The sequence below is a fragment of the Actibacterium sp. MT2.3-13A genome (genome assembly GCF_018139985.1).
Lineage (GTDB): Bacteria > Pseudomonadota > Alphaproteobacteria > Rhodobacterales > Rhodobacteraceae > JAGSOU01.
Genome location: NZ_JAGSOU010000001.1, coordinates 90,700 through 111,542, shown reverse-complemented (window position 1 = coordinate 111,542; position 20,843 = coordinate 90,700). Strand labels below are relative to the sequence as shown.

General features: G+C 70.4%; 25 protein-coding genes and 1 riboswitch. Of the genes, 10 read left to right on the top strand and 15 right to left on the bottom strand.

Annotated features, from left to right (window positions below; all coding sequences use genetic code 11):
* Positions 1-59: 59 nt before the first annotated feature.
* From KCI33_RS00560 to thiD, 10 genes are read right to left on the bottom strand one after another with little or no spacing between them, the layout of a single operon-like run.
* A complete protein-coding gene (locus KCI33_RS00560; RefSeq protein ID WP_212522797.1) occupies positions 60-797 on the bottom strand; it encodes an ABC transporter permease in 738 nt (245 codons plus the stop codon).
* Positions 797-1,519, bottom strand: coding sequence for an ABC transporter ATP-binding protein (locus KCI33_RS00555; RefSeq protein ID WP_212522796.1), 723 nt, complete (start codon positions 1,517-1,519; stop codon positions 797-799). The genes KCI33_RS00560 and KCI33_RS00555 overlap by 1 nt, the downstream gene beginning before the upstream one ends.
* Positions 1,516-2,190 (bottom strand): thiaminase II, encoded by a 675-nt coding sequence (gene tenA, locus KCI33_RS00550; protein WP_212522795.1) that lies wholly within the window; start codon positions 2,188-2,190, stop codon positions 1,516-1,518. Before tenA ends, KCI33_RS00555 begins: the two co-directional genes overlap by 4 nt.
* A complete protein-coding gene (locus KCI33_RS00545; protein WP_212522794.1) occupies positions 2,187-3,122 on the bottom strand; it encodes an ABC transporter substrate-binding protein in 936 nt (311 codons plus the stop codon). Before KCI33_RS00545 ends, tenA begins: the two co-directional genes overlap by 4 nt.
* A complete protein-coding gene (locus KCI33_RS00540; protein WP_212522793.1) occupies positions 3,119-4,102 on the bottom strand; it encodes a HesA/MoeB/ThiF family protein in 984 nt (327 codons plus the stop codon). The genes KCI33_RS00545 and KCI33_RS00540 overlap by 4 nt, the downstream gene beginning before the upstream one ends.
* A complete protein-coding gene (locus tag KCI33_RS00535; protein ID WP_212522792.1) occupies positions 4,099-4,695 on the bottom strand; it encodes a thiamine phosphate synthase in 597 nt (198 codons plus the stop codon). The genes KCI33_RS00540 and KCI33_RS00535 overlap by 4 nt, the downstream gene beginning before the upstream one ends.
* Positions 4,692-5,465 (bottom strand): thiazole synthase, encoded by a 774-nt coding sequence (locus tag KCI33_RS00530; RefSeq protein ID WP_212522791.1) that lies wholly within the window; start codon positions 5,463-5,465, stop codon positions 4,692-4,694. Before KCI33_RS00530 ends, KCI33_RS00535 begins: the two co-directional genes overlap by 4 nt.
* Before the next feature lie 3 nt (positions 5,466-5,468).
* Positions 5,469-5,666 carry a sulfur carrier protein ThiS gene (thiS, locus tag KCI33_RS00525; protein ID WP_212522790.1) on the bottom strand — a complete coding sequence of 66 codons (198 nt, stop codon included), beginning with the start codon at positions 5,664-5,666 and terminating at the stop codon, positions 5,469-5,471.
* On the bottom strand, positions 5,650-6,639 hold the full coding sequence (gene thiO / locus KCI33_RS00520; protein ID WP_212522789.1) for a glycine oxidase ThiO: 990 nt from the start codon (positions 6,637-6,639) through the stop codon (positions 5,650-5,652). Before thiO ends, thiS begins: the two co-directional genes overlap by 17 nt.
* Positions 6,636-7,439, bottom strand: a complete 804-nt coding sequence (gene thiD, locus KCI33_RS00515) for a bifunctional hydroxymethylpyrimidine kinase/phosphomethylpyrimidine kinase (protein WP_212522788.1) — start codon at positions 7,437-7,439, stop codon at positions 6,636-6,638. Before thiD ends, thiO begins: the two co-directional genes overlap by 4 nt.
* A gap of 58 nt (positions 7,440-7,497) precedes the next feature.
* Positions 7,498-7,599: riboswitch (TPP riboswitch) on the bottom strand.
* Positions 7,600-7,784: 185 nt separating this feature from the next.
* Between thiD and KCI33_RS00510 the strand changes: the two genes are divergently transcribed.
* Positions 7,785-8,747 (top strand): LysR family transcriptional regulator, encoded by a 963-nt coding sequence (locus KCI33_RS00510; protein WP_212522787.1) that lies wholly within the window; start codon positions 7,785-7,787, stop codon positions 8,745-8,747.
* On the opposite strand, the gene fliI is transcribed toward KCI33_RS00510, so the two are convergent.
* A complete protein-coding gene (gene fliI / locus KCI33_RS00505) occupies positions 8,684-10,048 on the bottom strand; it encodes a flagellar protein export ATPase FliI (RefSeq protein ID WP_212522786.1) in 1,365 nt (454 codons plus the stop codon). The genes KCI33_RS00510 and fliI overlap by 64 nt on opposite strands.
* Before the next feature lie 67 nt (positions 10,049-10,115).
* On the opposite strand from fliI, the gene flgB reads away from it, so the two are divergent.
* The 8 genes from flgB to flhB are packed head-to-tail and all read left to right on the top strand — an operon-like array spanning position 10,116 to position 16,416.
* Positions 10,116-10,514 carry a flagellar basal body rod protein FlgB gene (gene flgB / locus KCI33_RS00500; protein ID WP_212522785.1) on the top strand — a complete coding sequence of 133 codons (399 nt, stop codon included), beginning with the start codon at positions 10,116-10,118 and terminating at the stop codon, positions 10,512-10,514.
* A 25-nt stretch (positions 10,515-10,539) separates the two neighbouring features.
* Positions 10,540-10,950 carry a flagellar basal body rod protein FlgC gene (gene flgC, locus KCI33_RS00495; protein ID WP_212522784.1) on the top strand — a complete coding sequence of 137 codons (411 nt, stop codon included), beginning with the start codon at positions 10,540-10,542 and terminating at the stop codon, positions 10,948-10,950.
* Between the two features lie 13 nt (positions 10,951-10,963).
* Entirely contained in the window at positions 10,964-11,293 is a 330-nt protein-coding gene (locus KCI33_RS00490) for a flagellar hook-basal body complex protein FliE (RefSeq protein ID WP_212522783.1), read from the top strand.
* 18 nt (positions 11,294-11,311) lie between these two features.
* Positions 11,312-11,581 carry a flagellar biosynthetic protein FliQ gene (locus KCI33_RS00485; RefSeq protein WP_212522782.1) on the top strand — a complete coding sequence of 90 codons (270 nt, stop codon included), beginning with the start codon at positions 11,312-11,314 and terminating at the stop codon, positions 11,579-11,581.
* On the top strand, positions 11,578-12,411 hold the full coding sequence (locus tag KCI33_RS00480) for a lytic transglycosylase domain-containing protein (protein WP_349252163.1): 834 nt from the start codon (positions 11,578-11,580) through the stop codon (positions 12,409-12,411). Before KCI33_RS00485 ends, KCI33_RS00480 begins: the two co-directional genes overlap by 4 nt.
* Before the next feature lie 11 nt (positions 12,412-12,422).
* Positions 12,423-14,522, top strand: coding sequence for a flagellar biosynthesis protein FlhA (gene flhA / locus KCI33_RS00475; protein ID WP_212522781.1), 2,100 nt, complete (start codon positions 12,423-12,425; stop codon positions 14,520-14,522).
* 4 nt (positions 14,523-14,526) lie between these two features.
* Complete coding sequence (locus KCI33_RS00470) at positions 14,527-15,282, top strand: flagellar biosynthetic protein FliR (protein ID WP_212522780.1); 756 nt, start codon at positions 14,527-14,529, stop codon at positions 15,280-15,282.
* A 9-nt stretch (positions 15,283-15,291) separates the two neighbouring features.
* Complete coding sequence (gene flhB / locus KCI33_RS00465) at positions 15,292-16,416, top strand: flagellar biosynthesis protein FlhB (protein WP_212522779.1); 1,125 nt, start codon at positions 15,292-15,294, stop codon at positions 16,414-16,416.
* Between the two features lie 12 nt (positions 16,417-16,428).
* Here flhB and KCI33_RS00460 read toward each other — a convergent pair whose 3' ends face one another.
* The 4 genes from KCI33_RS00460 to KCI33_RS00445 are packed head-to-tail and all read right to left on the bottom strand — an operon-like array spanning position 16,429 to position 18,967.
* Positions 16,429-17,058, bottom strand: coding sequence for a hypothetical protein (locus KCI33_RS00460; protein ID WP_212522778.1), 630 nt, complete (start codon positions 17,056-17,058; stop codon positions 16,429-16,431).
* Positions 17,055-17,429 (bottom strand): flagellar motor switch protein, encoded by a 375-nt coding sequence (locus tag KCI33_RS00455; RefSeq protein ID WP_212522777.1) that lies wholly within the window; start codon positions 17,427-17,429, stop codon positions 17,055-17,057. The genes KCI33_RS00460 and KCI33_RS00455 overlap by 4 nt, the downstream gene beginning before the upstream one ends.
* Positions 17,413-18,372: a FliM/FliN family flagellar motor switch protein gene (locus KCI33_RS00450; protein ID WP_212522776.1), complete on the bottom strand. Its 960-nt coding sequence runs from the start codon at positions 18,370-18,372 to the stop codon at positions 17,413-17,415. The genes KCI33_RS00455 and KCI33_RS00450 overlap by 17 nt, the downstream gene beginning before the upstream one ends.
* 13 nt (positions 18,373-18,385) lie before the next feature.
* A complete protein-coding gene (locus KCI33_RS00445; RefSeq protein ID WP_212522775.1) occupies positions 18,386-18,967 on the bottom strand; it encodes a flagellar basal body-associated FliL family protein in 582 nt (193 codons plus the stop codon).
* Positions 18,968-19,113: 146 nt separating this feature from the next.
* Between KCI33_RS00445 and fliF the strand changes: the two genes are divergently transcribed.
* Positions 19,114-20,841: a flagellar basal-body MS-ring/collar protein FliF gene (gene fliF, locus KCI33_RS00440; protein WP_212522774.1), complete on the top strand. Its 1,728-nt coding sequence runs from the start codon at positions 19,114-19,116 to the stop codon at positions 20,839-20,841.
* The last annotated feature ends 2 nt before the right edge of the window (positions 20,842-20,843 follow it).

The following is a 20,843-nucleotide window of genomic DNA, read 5'->3' as shown; positions in this document are numbered from 1 at the left end:
TCACGCGGCGGGCCGGGGGACGTCGCGTAGCCCGGGATGAGGGCGCGCGCGGGGGCGCGTCAGCCCTGCCGGCGCGCCAGCGCGCGGCAGCCGCGGTCGACGAGCGCGTGCAGCGTCAGGGTGAAGGCCGCCAGCACCAGAAGCGCCGCGAACATCAGGTCGATCCTGGCCCGCCCGTTGGCCAGCAGCATCAGATAGCCCAGGCCCCGCGACGCGCCCACCCATTCGCCGATGATCGCCCCGATCGGGGCGTAGACCGCCGCCAGCCGCAGCCCCGAGGCAAAGCCGGGCAGGGCGGCCGGGATGCGGATATGCCACAGCGCGCGCGCCGGCCGCGCGCCCATCACCCGCGCCAGCCCCAGCCAGTCGCCGGGCGTGCGCATCAGAGCGTCGAAGAAGGCCGAGGTGACCGGGAAATAGATGATCAGCAGGGCCATGGCGATCTTCGACCACAGCCCGTAGCCCAGCCACAGCGTCAGGATCGGCGCCAGCGCGAAGACCGGGATGGCCTGGCTGAACACCAGCATCGGCCGCAGCAGCGTCCGCGCCAGCGGCGCGGCGGCCATGAGGATCGCCGAGGCCCCGCCCAGAACCGCGCCGATGGCCAGCCCGATCAGCACCTCGGCGGCGGTGGTCAGCGCGTGTTCCGCGATCAGCGCGCGGCTGGTCCACAGCGTCGTCAACACCCGCCCCGGGCCGGGCAGGATGTAGGGCGGCAGCCCCGCCAGCGTCACCAGGGCCTGCCAGGCCAGCAGGCCGAAGGCGACGCCGACCGCGATCTTCGCCGCCCGTCTCATTACGCCTCCATCAGCCGCCGGTGCAGCCGTCCCTGAAGCGCCAGCGTCGCCGCCGCGTCGATCGGGCGGGGCGGGGCGCATTCGGGCGGCGCGATGGCGCTGAGGCCCGCCTCGGTCAGGATCAGGACGCGTTGGCCCAGCCGCGCGGCCTCGGCCGGGTCGTGGGTGACATGCAGGACGGTGCGGCCGCTCAGCAGTTCCGCTGACAGGTCCTGCATCCCGGCGCGGGTGCGCGCGTCAAGCGCCGAGAACGGCTCGTCCAGCAGGACCACAGGGCGCTCCTCCATCAGGGTGCGGGCCAGCGCCACGCGCTGGCGCTGTCCGCCCGACAGGGCGTCCGGCCTCTTTGCCGCGTGGCCGTCGAGGCCGACGCGCGCCAGAACCGCGCGCGCCCGGTCCCGGTCGGGGCGCAGGCCGCGCAGCCGGGCGCCGAGGGTGACGTTCTCCAGCGCGCTCAGCCAGGGCATCAGCAGGTCGTCCTGCGCCATCAGCGCCACGCGGCCGGCAAGCGGCGCGCCGTCGCTGGCCTCCGCCGTGCCCTCCAGCGCCACCTCCCCGGCGAGCCCGGCGAAGAGGCGCAGGATGGTGGACTTGCCCGCGCCCGAAGGGCCGAGCAGGCAGGTCCACTGCCCCGCCGGGGCCTCCAGCGACACCGGCCCGAAGACGATCGTGCCGCCGATCCGGGCCGTGCCCGACAGGTGCAGCGCCGGCGCCGCGCTCATCCGCGCAGGCCCATCTGCCAGAACCCGACCTCAAGCCGGGTGGCGGTGGCGAAGCGGTGGCAGAGCCGATGCCAGCGCGGGCTGTCCTCGGGCCGCTCTCCCAGACGGCGGACCACCGCCGCGTCGATCAGCGCGCCGACCTCGCGGCAGGTCTGCTGGTAGTCCGCACCGCCATAGGTGGCGATCCAGTCGGCATAGGGCGTCGCGCCCGCCTCCCCTTTCAGCCGCGCGCCGATCTCGCCATAGCCCAGCACGCAGGGCGCCAGCGCCGCCATCAGGTCGAGGAAATCGCCCGAATGCCCGGCATCGAGCACATAGCGGGTATAGGCGAGGTTCTCCGGCGCCTCCTCGGCCGCGAAAAGCTCCGCCTCGCTGATGCCTTCGGCCGCGCAGGTCGCGACATGCAGGCGCATCTCGCCGTCGATCAGCGCGTTCACGGTGGCCGCGCAGGCGCGCATCTCGTCCAGGGTCTCGGCCTTGGTCACGGCCAGCGCCCAGGCGCGGGAGAAATGGATAAGGAAGACATAGTCCTGCACCAGATAGCGCAGGAAGGCCGCGCGCGGCAGCGTGCCGTCGCGCAGCCCCTCGACGAAGGCATGGCGGGTGTAGTCCCGCCATGCCCCGCCGGCCGCCGCCCGCCACAGCGGGAAGGTCCGGCCATACGCGCTCATCTTGCGCCCAGATCCACGGCGATCCGCTCCACCGGCTTTGCCTCGGTCAGCAGACCGGCCTCCACGAGGAAGCTTTCGAAGCGGGCGTAGCGGCCCCGGTCCAGCGCCGCGGGGCGCAGCGCGAAGCGCGGCAGCGTGTCGGCCCAGGCCTTTTCGTTCAGCTCGTCCCGCAGTTCGGCCGAGGTGCCCGAAAAGATCTCCCAGCTTTCCTGCGGGTGGTTCACGATGAACTGCGTGGCCTTTTCCGTTGCGGCGAGGAAGCGGCGGATCCTGTCGGCATCCATCGTCTCGGGGTTGGCGACATAGACCAGCTCGTCATAGGCGGGCACGCCGTGCTCCTCGGGGTAGAAGCAGCGTCCCTCGACGCCTTCGATCTCCATCTGGTTCAGCTCGAAATTGCGGAAGGCGCCGATCACGGCATCGACCTGGCCGGACATCAGCGAGGGCGAGAGCGACCAGTTGATGTTGATGAGTTCGACATCCTCGGCCGAAAGCCCGCTCTGGCCGAGCATCGCGCCCAGAAGCGCGTCCTCGAAGCCTGCGACCGAGAAGCCCACCTTGCGGCCCTTCAGATCGGCGACCTCCTTGACCGGGCCGTCGGCGCGCACCAGCAGGCAATTGAGCGGCGTGGCCACCAGCGTTCCGACCCGGGTCAGCGGCATGCCCTCGGCCACCTGCAGATGCAGCTGAGGCTGGTAGGAGATCGCCAGGTCCGCGCGCCCGGCGGCGGCCATCTTGGGCGGATCGGAAGGGTCGGCGGGGGCGATGATTTCGACCTCCAGCCCCTGATCCGCGAAATAGCCCTTTTCCCGGGCCACGATGATCGGGCCGTGATCGGGGTTCACGAACCAGTCCAGCATCAGGGTCATCCTGTCCTGCGCCAGCGCCGGCGTCGCGGCGAGCAGGGCCGCGATGAGTGTCACGAGTTTCATGTTCTTTCTCCTAGGGTGTCGCCGAGGGCGACGAGCAAAATCTCTCCGTCCCAGACCGCGGCCAGCCGTTCGGCCGCCTGCCAGGCGCGCAGGCCGGAGCGGCAGCACAGCACGGCGCGCTGACCGGGGGCGGGGACCGGCCCGCCGGGCCCGAAGGCATCGGCCGGCAGGCGCCGGGCGCCGGGGTGCGGCAGCGGGCCTTCGGCCTCGGCCCGCAGATCGGCCACGAAATCGGCCTCGCGGATCTCCCACGGCGCGAGGAAGCGGGGCTGCCGCTCCGGCTCGGGTGCTGCGTCGAAGCGGAAGCCGCCGAAGCGGTAGCTGCGCGCGTCGAAACTGACGAGGCGGCCGAGCGGCGAGGGGGCCATGCCGGCCAGAACCGCCATCGCCATCTGTGCCTGAAGCGCGCCGATCACGCCCACCACGGGGCCGAGCACGCCATCCTCGGCGCAGCTTCCGCCGCGGGCGGGAAGATCGGGAAAGACGGCGCGCAGGCTGGGCGCGCCGCCGCAGAAGCCGCCCGCGTAACCCTCCATGCCCGTAACCGAGGCGCTGATCAGCGGCAGGTTCGCGGCGCGGCAGCTGTCCGACAGGATGTAGCTGGCGGCGAAGCTGTCGGCGCAGTCGAGCACCAGGTCGGTGCCCTTGCAGAGCGGCCCGGCATTCGCGGGATCGAGCGCGCCGCGCACCGGCTCGACCCGGCAGTCGGGGTTGAGCGCGGCGAGATGCGCGGCCGCCGCATGGGCCTTGCTCTGGCCGAGATCGCTTTCGCGAAACAGCGTCTGGCGGTGCAGGTTCGACGGCTCCACCCGGTCGGGATCGACCAGCCGCAGGTCGCCGACCCCGGCACCGGCGAGATATTGCAGCGCCGGCGCGGCCAGCCCGCCGGCGCCCACGACCAGCACGCGGGCCGCGCGCAGCCTAGCCTGCCCCTCGGGCCCCAGTTCGGGCACCGCGATCTGGCGGGCGTAGCGGCTCATCGCGTGGCCTCCAGCCAGCGCCGCATTCGGGCCTCGGGGTCGGCGTGCAACGTGATGTCGGTGACGGCCGAGACGATATCGGCCCCGGCGGCGAAGGCGCCGGCGGCGCGCTCCACGCTCATCCCACCGATGGCGACAAGGGGAATGTCCCCGATCAGGTCCTTCCATGCGCGCACGCGGTCGAGGCCCTGCTGGTGCCATTTCATCTTTTTCAGGATGGTCGGATAGACCGGCCCCAGCGCGACGTAATCGGGCGCCAGCGACAGGGCGCGGTCAAGCTCGGCATGGTCGTGGGTGCTGACGCCCAGCCTCAGCCCGGCGCGGCGGATCGCGGGCAGGTCGGCCTCGTCGAGGTCCTCCTGCCCCAGATGCAGCCAGTCGCAACCGGCCTCGATGGCGAGGCGCCAGTGGTCGTTGACCACCAGCACGGCGCCGTGCTGGCGGCACAGCGCCTGCGCCGCCACGATCTCCGCGCGTAGCTCCGACTCGGGCCTGTCCTTGACGCGCAACTGCACCAGCCTGACACCCAGCGGCAGCGCCCGCGCCAGCCAGTCCACGCTGTCGAAGATGGGATAGAAACGGTCGAGGGTCATTCGAGGAACGCCTTTCCGACAACCGGGGTGGAGGGGGCGGCCATGTCGCGCGGCTCCATCGGGTCGGCCGCGTAGGCCAGGCGCCCGGCCTCGACCGCGAGGGCGAAGCCCTCGGCCATCGCCGCCGGGTCGCCCGCCTTGGCCACGGCGGTGTTCAGCAGCACCGCGTCGAAGCCCATCTCCATCGCCTGCGCGGCCTGGCTGGGCAGGCCCAGACCGGCATCGACCACCATCGGCACGTCCGGGAACTGTGCCCGCAGGGTGCGCAGCCCGTAGATGTTGGTCAGCCCCAGCCCGGTGCCGATCGGCGCGCCCCAGGGCATCAGCACCTCGCAGCCTGCCTCCAGCAGGCGCTCCGCCAGCACCACGTCCTCGGTGGTGTAGGGGAAGACCTGGAAGCCCTCGGCGGTCAGGATGCGCGCGGCCTCGACCAGACCGAACGGGTCGGGCTGGAGGGTGTCGGCATGGCCGATCACCTCGAGCTTGATCCAGTCGGTTTCGAACAGTTCCCGCGCCATCTGCGCCGTGGTCACCGCCTCGCGCACCGAATGGCAGCCGGCGGTGTTGGGCAGCACGCGCACGCCCAGCTGCCGGATCAGCGCCCAGAAATCCGCGCCGGCCCGCTCGCCGCCCGCCTCGCGCCGGACGGAAACGGTGGCGATCCCCGCGCCCGAGCGGCGGAAGGCCTCGGCCAGCACCGCCGGCGAGGGGTATTGCGCCGTGCCCAGCATCAGGGACGAGGCGATCTCGGTTCCGTAGAAGCGTGGCATTGCTCAGCCCCCCTGCCGCGGCGCGACGATTTCCAGCCGGTCGCCCGGGGCAAGCGCCAGTTCCGCCCGCGCGGCGGCGGGCACGAAGGTCTCGTTGACGGCGGTGGCGACCTTTTCGCCGCCATAGCCGAGTTCCTCCAGGATCTCGGACAGCCTGCCCGCGGTCACCGCGACCGTCTCTCCGTTAACCGTGATAATCATCCATCAACTCCGGTGTTGTGCCGTCCAGAACATGCGCTGCAACCATCTGCGCCACGGCCGGCGCCAGCAGAAAACCGTGGCGGTAGAGGCCGTTGACGAAGACGGTGTCGCCGCGCCTGCGGATATGCGGCAGGTTGTCGGGAAAGGCGGGGCGGACATCGGCGCCGATTTCGACGATCTCCGCCTCGCCGAAGGCCGGGTGCAGCGCGAAGGCCGGGTTGAGCAGTTCCAGCACCGAGCGCACGGTCGCGCCGCCCTGCGCGTCGCTCTCGATCATCGTGGCGCCGAGCATGAAATGGCCGTCGCCGCGGGGCACGATGTAGAGTGGGTGGCGCGGGTGCAACAGCCGCACCGGGCGCTTGAGATGCAGGTCGGGGCAGCGCAGCACCACCATCTCGCCCCGGACGCCGCGCAGATCGTTCAGACGCGCGCGCGCCGCCAACCCGCGGCAGTCGATGGTCAGACCCGCGCCCTGTTCGCGTTCGGCGGTCTCGAAGACGACGCCCCTGGCCAGCAAACGCTCGGTCAGCGCGGCCAGCGCCTTGCGCGGGTCGAGATGCGCTTCGGACGGGACATGCAGCGCCCGGCTGAAGCGGCCGCCGAGATCGGGCTCCAGCGCCGCCAGCGCGTCGCCGTCCAGCCATTCATGGCCCTGGGTGCGGCGCGCGAAGCGGTCCAGCTCGCGCCGGTCGCGGCCCAGCGCCACGACCAGCGTGCCGGCGTGGGTGACCACGCCTCCCGCATGCCGCTGCCACCATTGCGCGGATGCCTGGCCGAGCCGCACCACCGGCTCCTCGGCGGTCTCGCCTTCGCAGAACGGGGCCAGCATCCCGCCCGCCCACCACGAGCAGCCATGCGGGCCCGGCGGGCCGTGGCGGTCCACCACCGTCACCTCGCAGCCGCGCGCGACCAGTTCGGTGGCCACGCATAGCCCGGCGACGCCCGCGCCGATGACCGTAACGGCGGCGCTCATGTCCAGACCTCGTGGAAATGATGCACCGGCCCGTGGCCGGTCCCGATGCCCAATTCGTCCGCGGCCCGGATCGCGCCGTGCAGCCAGGCCTGCGCCCGGCGCACCGCCTCTTCCATCTCGGCACCCTTGGCCAGTTCCGCCGCAATGGCGGAGGAGAGCGTGCAGCCGGTGCCGTGGGTGTTGCGGGTGGCGATGCGCGGTGCGGCGACCTCGATCACCGCGTCACGGGTCACCAGCCGGTCGGTGCAGACCGGGCCCTCGGCATGGCCGCCCTTCATCAGCACAGCCCGCGCGCCGAGATCGAGCAGCGCGCGGCCCTGCGCCGTCATCTCCGCCGCGCTGCCGGCGGGCGCCGTGCCCAGCAGGCGGGCGGCTTCGGGCAGGTTCGGGGTCAGCAGGTCGGCGCGCGGCAGCAGGCGCTGCGCCAGGGTCTCCACCGCCGCGTCCTCCAGCAGCGCGTCGCCGGATTTCGCCACCATCACCGGGTCCAGCACCACCGGGCCGGCATAGCCCTCAAGCGCGCCCGCCACGGCGGCGATGATGGCGGGGCTGGCGAGCATCCCGATCTTGACCGCGCCGATCCCGATGTCGTCCAGCACCGCCGCGATCTGGGCGGCGACCATGGCGGGCGAGACCGGCTCGACGCCGTGGACGCCCAGCGTGTTCTGCGCGGTGATGCCGGTGATCGCGCTGGCGCCGTAGACGCCGAGCGCCGAGAATGTCTTGAGGTCCGCCTGAATCCCCGCACCGCCCCCGCTGTCGGAGCCGGCGATCGTCAGTGCTGCCGCTGTGGTCGTCATCTCTTCCTCCTGTTCCGGCGCGGGGATCTGGAGAAAGAGGGTGCAGGAAGATTGCGCCTGCCGATCATGCTCCGTTCCCTACGCCGGTATTGACCGGATCAGGTTCGATGGGTTGGCGCTTTGCCTCTCAGCCCCTTGCGGGGCACCCCAACGGATTTGCAGGATTGGTACTCCTTTGGTTTTCCCAATGCAAGCGGCAGAAACCCCGCGCCGGGTCCGGGCGCGGACCGTCCGGGCCCGCGGGACGCTGCGCGCCGCGCCGGGCCACGAGCGGGAATTTGACAGAAACCGTTGATCTAAATAACCCTGTGGGGTCAGGGAAATCATTTCACGCCAAGGGGGAAGATGAACAAGCTGCGCGCCATGACCGCCTTCCGGCGCGTCGCCGAACTGGGCAGTTTCAGCGCGGCGGCGGCGGATCTTCGGATCTCCAACGCGGCGGTCAGCAATTACGTCAGCCAGCTCGAGGCGGAGCTGGGCGCGACCCTTCTGGTGCGTTCGACCCGGCATCTGGCGCTGAGCGAGATCGGCCAGGCCTACCTGCCGCGGGTGCAGGCCATTCTCGACGAGATCGACGAGACAGAGGCGGCGGCGCGGGGCCTGCAATCCACGCCGCATGGCCGGCTGCATGTCAGCGCGCCGGCCACCTTCGGGATGCTGCATGTCGCGCCCTGCATCCCCGCCTTCGCGGAGCGCCATCCCGAGCTGGTGCTCGACCTGTCCTTCAACGACCGGGTGGTGGACCTGGTCGATGAGCAGGTGCATGTCGCCCTGCGCATCGGCTCCGGCCTGCCCGATTCCAGCCTCGTTGCGCGCGCGCTGATGCCGATCGAGCGCGTGGTCTGCGCCGCGCCCGCCTATCTGGAGCGGCACGGCGCGCCGACCACCCCGGCCGATCTGGCACGGCACAACTGCCTGACCTTCAAGCATTCCGACAGCCGCTACAGCTGGCCGCTGGGCGGAGAGCGCCAGCCGGTCTCGGGCTCCATAACCGCCGACAGCTCGATCGCGCTGCGCGAGGCGGCGCTGGCCGGCGCCGGGATCCTGCTCGCGCCGCGCTTCCTCACCGCGCCGGAGATCCACGCCGGCCGGCTGGTGCCGCTGCTGCGGGACTGCCCGGTCGAGGCGCATACGCTTTACGCCGTGTTCCCGCCCGGCGCGCGGTCCCCGACCAAGGTGCGGCTGTTCCTCGATCACCTTATGGGCTTTCTCGGCGACCCGCCCCGCTGGGAGGCCGGCGGCGGTCAGGCGCCGTCGCCCTCGGCCGGCAGCGCGACCTCGGCGCCTGCCTCGCAGAGCATCCTGTAGATCTCGGCGAAGGCGGTGTCGGCGGGGGCGCTCTCGCCCTTTCTCTGGGTCAGGAAGCGCTCGGCCGGGGCGAAGAAGCGGATCGCGGCGTCGGTCTCGGGGTCGGTGCCCTGCCGGTAGGCGCCGATGCGGATCAGTTCCTCCATGTCGTAATACTTGGCCAGGATGCGCCGGGCGGCCTGCAGGACGGCGTATTCGGCCGGCGAATGGCAGTCGGGCAGCATGCGCGAGATGCTTTTCTGCAGATCGACCGCGGGATAGCGGCCGCGTTCCGCGATGCGCCGGTCGAGCACGACATGGCCGTCGGTGATCCCGCGCACGGAATCCGAGATCGGCTCGTTCATGTCGTCGCCATCGACGAGCACGGTGAAGATCCCGGTGATGTCGCCCGCCCCCACGGGGCCGGGCCCGGCGCGTTCCAGCAGCCGCGGCAGTTCGGAGAACACGGTGGGCGGGTAGCCCTTCGAGGTCGGCGGCTCGCCGCTGGCCAAGCCGATTTCGCGCTGGGCCATGGCGAAGCGGGTCAGCGAGTCGATCATCAGCAGGACCTGCAGGCCCTGGTCGCGGAAATGCTCGGCCACCGCCGTTGCCGTCCAGGCGGCCTGGCGGCGCATCAGCGGCGGCTCGTCGCCGGTGGAGACGATCAGGACCGCGCGTTTCATGCCCTCCTCGCCCAGATCCTCCTGGATGAAGTCCTGCACCTCGCGCCCGCGTTCGCCGATCAGCCCCACGACGATGACATCGGCCTCGCTCTTGCGCGCCAGCATCGCCATCAGGGTCGATTTGCCGACGCCGGAGCCGGCGAAGACGCCCATGCGCTGACCACGGCAGATCGGGGTGAAGATGTCGAAGGCCTTGATCCCGGTTTCCAGCCGCGCGCCGATGCGGCGGCGATCGAAGGCGGGGGGCGGGGCGGCCTTGACCGGGCGCGGCACGGCGCCCTCGTGCAGCGCCCCGCGCCGGTCCAGCGGCCGGCCCAGCGCATCGACCACCCGGCCGATCCAGGTGGCGTCGGGACGCACCGTCGCGCCGAGCGGGCTGAGCTCCACCCGGTCGCCCGCGCTCACCCCGTCCCAGGTACCGAAGGGCAGAACATGGGTGCCGCGCGCGTCGAGGCCCACCACCTCGCCCAGCACCGGCCCGTTGCGGCCATGCACCGCGCAGCGCTGGCCGATCCCCATGGCGCGCTCCAGCCCCGCCACGGTCAGCGAAAGGCCGAGAACGGCGCTGACCGTTCCATTTATCCTTGCTTCCTCAAGGTTTCGCGCGAAGGTGGACAGCTCGGAAAAGACGGTTTTCACGGGATTTATCCGGTAGTCAGCATGATTTATTCATGTTATATCAAGAATAGACTGGAAGGAACCTCAAATGAAACTGGACTCGCTGTCCTTCTTCAAGATCGCCTCGCAGCGGATGCAGTGGCTGAGCACGCGCCAGCAGGTGATTTCCGAGAATATCGCCAATGCGGATACGCCGGGTTTCAGGGCGCGCGAGGTCAGCGGGTTTTCCGAGATGCTGGACGATTCCGCCCGGCCCTCGGGCGTGGTGACCACCAACGCCAGGCATCTCGGCGGCGCGGCGCAGGCCGGCAACGTCCGGGTGCGGGTGGACGACGGGGCCTGGGACCAGAGCATGGACGGCAATACCGTGGTGCTGGAGCAGCAGAGCATCAAGGCCGCCGAGGTCAGTGAGAATTACCGGATGGCGGCGCAGCTCTACCGCAAGGGGCATGAGTTGCTGACCCTGGCGGTCACCGGCATCCGTTGAGGGCTGAAGGACAGGGAGGCAGCACATGGACCCGCTCAAATCCATCTCTTCGATCGCGGCCAGCGGGATGCTGGCGCAGGGCGAGCGCCTGAAGATCGTGTCCGAGAACGTCGCCAACGCCGATTCCCGCGGCACCGTGCCGGGCGAAGATCCCTATCGCCGTAAGACGATCTCCTTCGCCGAGGTGCTCGACCGCGAGACCGGCGCGTCGATGGTGCAGGTGTCGCGGGTCGGCCGCGACGACACCCCTTTCGCGATGGTCCACGACCCGTCGCACCCGGCGGCCGACGAGAACGGCTTCGTCAAGACGCCCAACGTGAACCCGCTGCTGGAGATGGCCAACATGCGCGAGGCCTCGCGCAGCTACGAGGCGAACATGAACATGTTCGAGGCCGGGCGCCGGATGCGCAGCCAGATGATCGACCTGTTGAAGTGAAGGCCAGACCGGCATGACCGAAACCACCCTCCTGTCCACCGGCGCCATCCGCGGCGCCTACCGTTCGTCGCAGGATCTGCGCGCGGATTCCGCCGAAACGGCGGGCGATGCCGCGCAGGCCGGCGGCGCCTCCTTCTCCGAGATGCTGCGCGAGGCCTCGGTCAACGCGCTGCACGAGGCGCGCGCGGCGGATGCGATGGTGCAGGCCGGGCTGCAGGGCGAGGTGAACACCCAGCAGGTGGTTCAGGCGGCGCTGGAGCTGGAATCGACGGTCAAGCTGGCGGTCTCGGTGCGCGACAAGTTCGTCGCCGCCTACCAGGAAGTGATGCGGATGCCGATCTGATGGCCGGGGGCCAAACCGATGAGCGAGAGCGACGTCTACGAAATCCTGTCGGAGGCCTTTCTGACCGTGCTCTACGCCTCGGGGCCCGTGCTGGCGCTGGCGTTGGCGATCGGTCTTGTCATCGCCTTCTTCCAGGCGCTGACGCAGATCCAGGAAATGACGCTGACCTTCGTGCCGAAGATCGTGGCGATCTTCCTCGGGCTGGTGGCCTCGACGCCGTTCATCTATTCGGTGCTGCGGAAACTGTCGGACCAGGTGTTCGACCTGATCGCGGGCGGCGGGCTGTGAGGGTGCGCGCTGCGCTGCGCGCGGGTCTTCTGGCGCTGCTGCCGGCGCTGGCGGGGGCGCCGGCCGGGGCGGGGTGGAGCGGGTTCTACACCAGCACCCGGAGCGCCGCGGCCCGGCGCGAGGCCGCGCCCGCGCCCTCCGGGCCGGTCCCGGCGCAAAGCGTCTGCGTGCGGGAGATCCTGCGCGCCCAGCTGCGCCACGGCATCCCCGACAACATCCTGCTCGGCATCGGGCTGCAGGAGGCCGGCGTGACCCGCAGCGGCGCGCTGACGGTCTGGCCCTGGGCGGTCAACGCGGCGGGCGACGGGCGCCTCTTCGACAGCCGCGCGGCGGCGCTGGACTGGGTGCGGGCGCAGCAGGCCGCGGGCGTCAGCTCGATCGATGTGGGCTGCATGCAGATCAACCTGCGCTGGCACCCCGAGGCCTTCGAGGGCGCGGCCGAGGGGTTCGATCCGGCGGTGAACGTGGATTACGCTGCGCGGTTCCTGAAACAGCTTCATGACCAGACCGGCGACTGGAAGACGGCCGCGGGCTCCTACCATTCCTTCACGCCGGAAAAGCGCGAGACCTACCTCGCCGCGCTGACCCGCAACGTGGCGGTGGCCAATGACCGGATCGACCAGTTCCGCGCCATCGCCGCCGGCGGCGCGGCGGCGGAGACGGAGCAGCCCGCGCGCGCGCCCGAGGCGGCGCGGGATGCCGATGCGGCGGGCGGCGGCATCTGGTCGGCCGGGCTGAGCGCCCGGGCGGACGGCAAGGCGCGCCGGCGCAGCATCTACAGCGAGGCCGAGCTTCAGCCGATCCTGCCGAATTTCCGGCAGGGGTTCTGAGGGGGGCGGGGATGAGCAGCCAGGGCACCAATCCGGCAGGCAAGGGCGATCTCCTGTCCCTGGGGCTGGCCAACCGCGACGTGGGCTTCGCGATCGGCGTGACCCTGGTTCTCGCGGTGCTCTTCGTGCCGCTGCCGCCGGTGATCCTCGATTTCGGGCTGGCGGTGTCGCTGTCGGTCTCGGCGCTGATCCTGATGGTCGCGCTGTGGATTCCGCGGCCGCTGGATTTCAACTCCTTCCCGACGCTCTTGCTGGTGGTAACCATGCTGCGGCTGTCGCTGAACGTGGCCTCGACGCGGCTGATCCTCAGCCAGGGTCATACCGGCACCGATGCGGCGGGCGGCGTGATCGAGGGGTTCTCGCGCTTCATCGTGGCGGGCAGTTTCGTCATCGGGATCGTGATCTTCGCCATCCTCGTCGTGATCAACTTCATCGTCATCACCAAGGGTTCGACACGGATCGCCGAGGTTTCGGCGCGGTTCTCGCTGGATGCGATGCCGGGCAAGCAGATGGCGATCGACGCCGATCTCGGCGCGGGGCTGATCGACGAGGCCGAGGCGCGGCGGCGGCGGAAGGAGCTGGAGGACGAGAGCGGCTTTTTCGGCGCCATGGACGGCGCGTCGAAATTCGTGCGCGGCGACGCGGTGGCCGGGATCATCATCACCCTGATCAACGTCATCGGCGGCATCCTGATCGGCACCGTGCAGCACGGGATGAGCGTCGGCGAGGCCGCGAACAACTACACCACGCTGACCATCGGCGACGGGCTGGTGTCGCAGGTGCCGGCGCTGATCGTGTCGCTGGCCGCCGGCCTGATCGTGACCAAGGGCGGCACAGTGGGCGCGGCGAACGAGGCGGTGCTGGCGCAGCTGGGCCGGTTTCCCAAGGCGCTTTACATGGCGGCGGGGTTGCTGTTCGGGATCGGCCTGCTGCCCGGTTTCCCGGTGCCGGTCTTCGCGGCGCTGGCGCTGCTGATGGCGGGGCTTGGCTATGTGATGCAGCGCAAGGCCGCCGAGGCGGAGCTGGCCGCCCGCCGCGAGGCCGCCGCGGAGGCCGGCGCCGGCGCGCTCAGCGAGGAGGACAGCCTTCAGGAGACCATGAAGCTCGATGAGCTGCGGCTTGAGCTGGGCGAGGCGCTGGTGCCGCTGACCGACAGCGCCGAGGCCGCGCTGCCCGGCAAGATCAAGAGCCTGCGCAACCTCTTCGCCCGCGAATTCGGCTTCGTCCTGCCCTCGGTCCGCATCAAGGACGCGCCGGGCCTGCCGATCAACAGCTACGCCATCCTCGTGCAGGGGGTGGAGGCGGTGCGCGGCGACATCCGGCCGACCAAGCGCATGGTGCTCAACCCGGCCGAGGCGCCGATCGCGCTGCCGGGCGAGCGCACCAAGGATCCGGCCTTCGGGCTGGAGGCGGTCTGGGTCGACGCCGCCCACGCCGCCGAGGCCGAAAGCCAGGGTTATACCGTGGTCGACCCCGAAAGCGTGATCACCACCCACCTGACCGAGGTCATCAAGGACCACATGTCCGACCTGCTGACCTACGGCGCGACGCAGGCCCTGATCGAGAGGCTCGACCGGGACTATCAGAAACTTGTGGCCGACCTGTCGGTGCCCGCGCCGGTGATCCTCGTGCAGCAGGTGCTGCAGGCGCTGCTGACCGAGCGGATCTCGGTCCGCAACATGCCGCTGATCGTCGAGGCGATCGCCGAGATCAGCCGCACCAGCAGCAATGTCACCACCGTGACCGAGCATGTGCGCCGGCGCCTCAGCAACCAGATCTGCAACGCCCTGACCGACGTCTCCGGCTATGTGCCGGTGATCGCCCTGTCGCCGGCCTGGGAACGCGAGTTCAACGATGCGGTGCGGATCAACGGCGACGAGCGCAATTTCCTGATGTCGCCGCAAAGGGTGCAGGAATTCGTGCTGGAGGCGCGCAAGGAGATCCAGAAACACGCGCAGCAGGATCAATGGCCGGCCCTGCTGGTCAGCCCAGAGGTGCGGAGCTTCGTCCGCTCGATGCTGGAGCGGGTCAGCCCGATGACGCAGGTGATTTCGCATAACGAGATCCACCGCAAGGCATCGCTGCGGACCGTGGGCACGATCGGCGGCTAGGGCGATGGACCTGAGCGCCTTTCTCACGTCGCAGGTGATGGGCTTCGTGTTGGTCTTCGCCCGGCTGGGCAGCGTGATGGTGTTCATGCCCGGCTTCGGCGAGACGCAGGTGCCGGTGCGGTTCCGGCTGATGCTGGCGCTGGTGCTCTGCGCGGCGCTGCTGCCCGCCACGCCGGTCGGGCCGATGGCGCTGGGCACGCCGCTGGAGATGCTGCCGGTGCTGGCGCTGGAGATCACGCTGGGGCTGTGGATCGGGATGACGGCGCGGATCCTGATGACCGCGCTGCAATTCGCGGGCTACCAGATCGGGCTGGTCTCGGGGCTGGCCAACGCCTTTGCGCCCAGCACCGGATCGTTCCAGGGCGCGACGCTGATCGCCTCGGCGCTGATGATGGCGGGGGCAACGCTGATCTTCGTCACCGACTTGCATCACGTCATCATCCGGGCGCTGCTGATGAGCTACGAGGTGTTCCCGGTCGGGCGGATCATGCCCGGCGACCTGGCCGAGCAGACCGTGCGCGCGGCGGGGATGAGCCTCTATCTCGGGCTGTCGCTGTCCGCGCCCTTCTACGTCATGGGGCTGGTGCTGAACGTCGGGCTGGGGCTGGCCAACCGGATGATGCCGACGCTGCCGGTGTTCTTCGTCGCCGCGCCCGTGCTGATCGCCGCCGGCCTGTTCGTGCTGGTCGTCGCCGCGCCGTTCCTGCTGCGCGGTTTCCTCGATGCCTTCGCCGACTGGCTCGGCCTTCTGGCCTTCTAGGGGCGGGCGATGTCGGAGAACGAGGACAAGAGCAGCAAGACCGAAGAGCCGTCCGAGCGAAAGCTCCGCAAGGCCCGCGAGAAGGGCGACGTGCCCAGCTCGCGCGAGACCGGCAACATGATGAGCGTCTTCGCGCTCTTCGTGCTGACGCTGTTCATCCTGCCGCAGGCCGGGCCGCAACTGGCCGGCGCGCTGCGCGGCGTGTTCGAGAGCGCGGGCCAGATCGGCGTGGGCGAGGGGCGGCAGGGGTTGGCCGACCTCGGCGCGGTGGTGCGGGCGCTGGGCCGGGCCATCGCCCTGGCCCTGGCGCCCGCCCTTCTGGTGATGATCGTCGCGGCGATCTTCGGCGTGCTGATCCAGGGCGAGACGGTGGTCTCGCTGGATCGGATCCGGCCGAAACTGTCGAAGCTCTCACCTTTGTCGGGGCTGAAGAAGATGTTCTCGGCCGACAGTTTCGTCGAGTTCGCCAAGAACGTGGCCAAGGTGCTGGTGGTTGCGGTGATCGCGGTCTGGGTGGCGCGCGGGGCGGTGACGGGGATATGGCAGAGCCGCGGCTTCGTCCCCGAGGAACTGCCGGGCTACCTGCGCGGCGAGGTGGCGAAGCTGCTGATCGCGGCGACGGTGTTCCTGGTGCCGGTCGCGGTGATCGACATCGTCTGGAAGCGCATGCAGTGGATCAAGAAGCAGCGCATGTCGCTCAAGGAACTGCGCGACGAGCACAAGGAGTCGGAGGGCGATCCCATGGTGCGGATGCGCCGGGCCGAGATCCGGCGCAAGCGCGCGCGCCAGCGCGTGGCCCAGGCGGTGCCCACCGCCAGCGTGGTGCTGACGAATCCGACCCATTACGCGGTGGCGCTGCGCTACCAGCCGGGGGTGGACACCGCGCCGGTCTGCGTGGCCAAGGGCACCGACCTGATGGCCGCCCAGATCCGCCGCCTGGCACGCGAGAACGACATCCCGTTGGTCGAGAACCGGCCGCTGGCGCGCGCGCTGCACGCCAGCGTCGAGGTGGACGACCAGATCCCGGTCGAGCACTGGCAGGCGGTGGCCGAGATCATCGGCTATGTCATGGACCTGCGGCGCAACATCCGCCGCCGCCCGCCGTCCGGGTCGAGCCTGCGCGTGGCGGAGTGAGCGGGCGCGCCGCTATTGCAGCCGCACCCCGACGAGTTTCTGGTCGCCCGGCAGCTTGGATCGTTCGAGGATGATCTTGGAGATCGCCCGCGCCCGCACCGGGTTGAGGCTGGCCAGGATCGGCGCCGCGTCGCGCTCGCTCATCGTTCCCAGGACCATCACCGAGACCTCGATGTCGAGGTCATCCATGATGAAGGCCGCCTCCTTGGGCTTCATGTTGCGGTAGAGGTTCACCAGCCGCTCGACATCGGCGGTCTGGGCCTGCTCGACCCGGGACAGCAGAGTTTCGACCTCCTGCTTGAGATCTTCGAGACGCGCGGTCTCGATCGCGAGGCGCTCGGCCGCCAGCTCCACCTCGGAGGCGCGCTGCGCCAGCGCCTCCTTCTGCGCCGCCAGCAGGGCGCGTTCCTGCTGCACCGCGCCCAGCATCTCTTCGGGGGTCTCGCAGGTCCGTGCCGCGGCAGGCGCGGCCGGAGGGGCGGCTTCCGACGAGGGGGCGGCGGCGGAGGCCGCGGCGACGAAGGCCGTCTCGCGCGGGGCCTCGCGGGGATCGGCGGCATCGAACACGGCGATGCCAGTCTTCGCCGCGCCGGCCAGCGCCAGCGTCACGATGACCAGCCGGAGCGGGTGCCGCAGACTCATGCCCCGCGGCTCCGCGCGGCCTCGAAGAAGCTGCGCACCAGGTCTGACTTGCCGCCGAGGCTGGTGACGCCGGCGCCGGCGACGCGCCGGGGGGCGCGGACCGAGCGGAAGGTCAGCGTGCTGCCGCCGCCTGCGGCCTCCGGTTGCGGGGCGGCGGGGCGGGGCGCGTCGGCCGCCACCTTCTCGGCCACCGATTTCAGCGCCACCACCGAGCTTTCGGAGCGGTCAACGGCGTTCGACAGTTCGCCGACGACGGGTTGCAGCTCCTTCAGCGCGGCCATCAGCGTGCGCACCCGGCGCTCCACCATGAACGCATAGCCCAGCGTCCCGGCGAGGAGCAGCAGAATCAATGTGTCAATCAGCAGTGCCATCATGGGGAAGCCCGTCCTTTCCGTTCAGTGTGCGGGTGACGCGCAGCGCCACCGATCCGTTCCGGCGCCGGCCCATCGCGGCGTGGAACATCTTCTTGCCGCTGACATTCACCGTCACCTCGGCTTCGGTGTCGATTCCGAGGTCCAGAACATCCCCGGGCCGCCAGCCCAGCACCTCTGCCAGAGGCAGTTTCAGCTCGTGCAGCAGGGCCACGAGATCGACGCTGGTGTCCTGGAGGGACTCGGTCAGCAAGCTCTGCCAGCTGCTGTCGCCGCCGATCTGACCGCCGAGGAAGGTCTGGGCCAGCAGCGCGCGGGCGGGCTCGAATGTCATGTTGGGGATGACGAGGACCAGCTTGCCGCCGCGTCCCTCGACCGACACGTCGAGGGTGATCTTCACGCAGGCGCTGCGCGGCGGGGCGAGCACGGTGGAATGCGGACTGTTTTCCAGGTGATCGACGGAGAAGCGGACCTCGGCGACATTCGCGAATGCCTCGGTCAGTTCGCGCAGCGCGACCTCGCAGAGCCGCGTGGCGAGCCGCTTCTCGATCGAGGTGAAGCTGCGCGGCACCCAGCCCGCCTTTTCCGCGCCGCGCCCGCCCAGCATCGTCTCCAGCATGGTGAACAGCAGGTCCGGGTCGATCACCAGCGCCAGAGAGCCCTCCCACGGCTTGGCCGAGCTGACGGCGACGAGCCAGGGCGCGGGCAGGCTTTCCAGCGCTTCGTTGCAGCTCATGTATTCGAAGGCGTCGAGCGTCACCTCGGTCGGCGCCGCGCTGAAGCTTTTCAGGGCGCCGCCCAGCGACAGGGCGAAACGGTCGAAGATCACCTCCATCATCGGCAGCCGCTCGTAGCTGAGCGTGGCCATGCGGATGATCTGTTCCTCGACGCTGGCGGTTTCCAGTCCGGGCTCGGGGGGGCGGCCGGTGCGCGTCGCGGTCATCTGGCCGGGCTCCTCACTGCACGATCAGGTCGGAGACCAGCAGTTCCTGCGGGGCCTCGCTGTCGGTGATGGCGCGGGCGCGGCGCAGCAGTTCCGCCTTGAGCGTGACGAGGCCCATCGTGCCCTGCAGGTCGCGCTCGGTGAGTTGGCGCAGGTAATCCTGGAAGGAATCCCGCAGATAAAGCTTGCGCGCCTCGATCCGGTCGGCCCCCTCGGCATTGGCGTCATAGACCAGCGCGAGGTTGAGCTTGAGAAACCGCGTGGTTCGCCGCCCGGTGGCCGTGGTCGCGGTGATGTTGACGATGATTTCCTTGAAGGGCGTGACCACGAGGGACGGCCCGGCGGCGCCGTCCGCGGCCGATGCCCCGTGCCCGGCCGGGGGCGCCGCGGTGTCCTCGGCCGGGGCGGGCTCTTGCGCGATCTCGGTGCCGGTGAGCAGAGCCACGAAGGCCTTCGGCCCCATCGAGACGGCAAGCCCTGCCGCCAGCGCGGCGCCCGACAGCAGCGTCAGCGCCGCGACCATGAGGATATGCCGGCCCAGCGACTTGCGCGCCGGCGCCGCCCCTTGCGCCCCCTGTTCGGTCGTGCTGCTCATGTCGTCCCGGATGATAGCATGTTTTGCACGAATAAATATGTCGATTGCGATGCGAATAAGCAAGTATAAACTGCAATATATACTTGATTGACAAGAATAGATCAGGCTACCCTCCTGTAGGGCAAGGGGCCATGCAGGGTGCGCGCGTGAAGTCCATCATCGACAATCTGGCAGCTCTGGGCCGGACCCGGCTGATCGCGCTCGCGGCGACCGGGCTGGGGCTGATGCTGGCGCTGTTCTTCGGGCTGTCGTCGGTCATGGCGCCCAGCTTTGTGCCGCTTTACAGCGACCTGACGCCGGCCGGGGCCAGCCGGATCGTCAGCACGCTGGAGCAGGCCGGCTTCGAGGTGGATCTGTCGGGCGGGGGCGCGATCGTCAGCGTGCCGCAGGACGACATCGCCCGCGCCCGCATGACCCTGGCCGACAACGGGCTGCCGAACGAGGGCACGCCGGGGTGGGAGCTGTTCGACAACAGCAGCGGCCTGGGCATGAACAGCTTTCTTCAGCGGGTGAACCGCCTGCGCGCGTTGGAGGGAGAACTGGCGCGCTCGATCCAGACGATCGACGGGATCGACGCGGCGCGGGTGCACCTGGTGCTGCCCGAGCGCGAGGCGTTCTCGCGCTCCCGGCCCGAGCCCACCGCCTCGGTGATCGTGCGCAGCCGGGCCAACCACCAGATCAGCCGCCGGCAGGGGCTTGCCATCCGCGCGCTGGTCGCCTCGGCGGTGCCGAGCATGTCGCCGGAGCATGTCACCGTGCTGTCAGCCAGCGGCGAGACCATCCTGGCCGACGACGGCGACGGCATGGGCGACCTGTCGCTCCAATCGCGTCGCGCGGCCATAGAGGAGCGGCTGGCGCGCAACATCACCGGCATCCTGACCGCGCGCGTGGGCGCCGGCAACGCGCGGGTGCAGGTCAGCGTCGATCTCAGCAGCGAACGGCAGGTGATCCGGCAGGAAAGCTACGATCCGGCGCAGCAGGTGGTGCGCTCCACCGAGAGCCGCGAGGAAACCAGCGAGGGGCGCGAATCCGCGCAGGGCGAGGTCGGCGTGGCCGACGACCTGCCCGCCGAGCTGGCCGGCGGCGGGACCGGCGGCGCGGGATCGTCGAACAGCCGGACCCAGAGCAACGAAATCGTCAACTACGAGATCGGCGCGACGCGCAGCGAGACCATCCGCGAGCCCGGCGAGATCGAGCGCATCTCGGTCGCCGTGCTGGTCAACGGCATCTACAGCGTGGCCAAGGACGGGTCGGTCAGCTACGAGGAGCGCGGCGCCGAGGAACTGGAGCGGCTGGGCCGCCTGGTGCAGTCGGCGATCGGCTACGACCAGGCGCGCGGCGATGCCGTCTCGGTCGATTCGCTGCGTTTCATGGATTACTCGATGGACGTGGGCGAGCCGGTGGGCACCTCGGTGGGCGAGGTGATCTCGGCCAACATCATGTCGATCCTGCGCGGGGTCTTCGCGCTGGCGCTGGTGGCCGCTGTGCTGGCCTTCGGCGTGCGTCCGATGATGCGCCTCCTGCCGGCGGCCGACGCGGGCGGCGCGCTGGCCCTTGCCGGTGCGGAAGCCGGCGCCGGCCCGGCGGCGCTCACCGGCGCGGCGCCCCGCCCGCTTCTGGGTGCGGAGGGGGCGGCGGGCGGCGCGCCGAAGGCGCTCGCCTCGGCGCAGGCCGCGCCGTCCCAGGCGGCGGAGGCCCCGCGCACCGGCACCGTGCTCGAGGCGCTGGACGAGGACGAGGGCGACCTGATCGCGCTGGCCTCGGTGCGCGGCGGCGTGCGCCGGCGGCGGCTGACCTCGATCGGCGAACTGGTCGAGGCCGAGCCCGAGGAATCGCTGAGGGTCCTGCGGCACTGGCTGGCAGAGGAGGTGTGAGG

Bases quoted from the DNA above. Each gene is read 5' to 3' on its own strand.
- KCI33_RS00560 (WP_212522797.1), bottom strand. From the start codon at position 797: ATGAGACGGGCGGCGAAGATCGCGGTCGGCGTCGCCTTCGGCCTGCTG.
- KCI33_RS00555 (WP_212522796.1), bottom strand. From the start codon at position 1,519: ATGAGCGCGGCGCCGGCGCTGCACCTGTCGGGCACGGCCCGGATCGGC.
- tenA (WP_212522795.1), bottom strand. From the start codon at position 2,190: ATGAGCGCGTATGGCCGGACCTTCCCGCTGTGGCGGGCGGCGGCCGGC.
- KCI33_RS00545 (WP_212522794.1), bottom strand. From the start codon at position 3,122: ATGAAACTCGTGACACTCATCGCGGCCCTGCTCGCCGCGACGCCGGCG.
- KCI33_RS00540 (WP_212522793.1), bottom strand. From the start codon at position 4,102: ATGAGCCGCTACGCCCGCCAGATCGCGGTGCCCGAACTGGGGCCCGAG.
- KCI33_RS00535 (WP_212522792.1), bottom strand. From the start codon at position 4,695: ATGACCCTCGACCGTTTCTATCCCATCTTCGACAGCGTGGACTGGCTG.
- KCI33_RS00530 (WP_212522791.1), bottom strand. From the start codon at position 5,465: ATGCCACGCTTCTACGGAACCGAGATCGCCTCGTCCCTGATGCTGGGC.
- thiS (WP_212522790.1), bottom strand. From the start codon at position 5,666: ATGATTATCACGGTTAACGGAGAGACGGTCGCGGTGACCGCGGGCAGG.
- thiO (WP_212522789.1), bottom strand. From the start codon at position 6,639: ATGAGCGCCGCCGTTACGGTCATCGGCGCGGGCGTCGCCGGGCTATGC.
- thiD (WP_212522788.1), bottom strand. From the start codon at position 7,439: ATGACGACCACAGCGGCAGCACTGACGATCGCCGGCTCCGACAGCGGG.
- KCI33_RS00510 (WP_212522787.1), top strand. From the start codon at position 7,785: ATGAACAAGCTGCGCGCCATGACCGCCTTCCGGCGCGTCGCCGAACTG.
- flgB (WP_212522785.1), top strand. From the start codon at position 10,116: ATGAAACTGGACTCGCTGTCCTTCTTCAAGATCGCCTCGCAGCGGATG.
- flgC (WP_212522784.1), top strand. From the start codon at position 10,540: ATGGACCCGCTCAAATCCATCTCTTCGATCGCGGCCAGCGGGATGCTG.
- KCI33_RS00490 (WP_212522783.1), top strand. From the start codon at position 10,964: ATGACCGAAACCACCCTCCTGTCCACCGGCGCCATCCGCGGCGCCTAC.
- KCI33_RS00485 (WP_212522782.1), top strand. From the start codon at position 11,312: ATGAGCGAGAGCGACGTCTACGAAATCCTGTCGGAGGCCTTTCTGACC.
- flhA (WP_212522781.1), top strand. From the start codon at position 12,423: ATGAGCAGCCAGGGCACCAATCCGGCAGGCAAGGGCGATCTCCTGTCC.
- KCI33_RS00470 (WP_212522780.1), top strand. From the start codon at position 14,527: ATGGACCTGAGCGCCTTTCTCACGTCGCAGGTGATGGGCTTCGTGTTG.
- flhB (WP_212522779.1), top strand. From the start codon at position 15,292: ATGTCGGAGAACGAGGACAAGAGCAGCAAGACCGAAGAGCCGTCCGAG.
- KCI33_RS00460 (WP_212522778.1), bottom strand. From the start codon at position 17,058: ATGAGTCTGCGGCACCCGCTCCGGCTGGTCATCGTGACGCTGGCGCTG.
- KCI33_RS00455 (WP_212522777.1), bottom strand. From the start codon at position 17,429: ATGGCACTGCTGATTGACACATTGATTCTGCTGCTCCTCGCCGGGACG.
- KCI33_RS00450 (WP_212522776.1), bottom strand. From the start codon at position 18,372: ATGACCGCGACGCGCACCGGCCGCCCCCCCGAGCCCGGACTGGAAACC.
- KCI33_RS00445 (WP_212522775.1), bottom strand. From the start codon at position 18,967: ATGAGCAGCACGACCGAACAGGGGGCGCAAGGGGCGGCGCCGGCGCGC.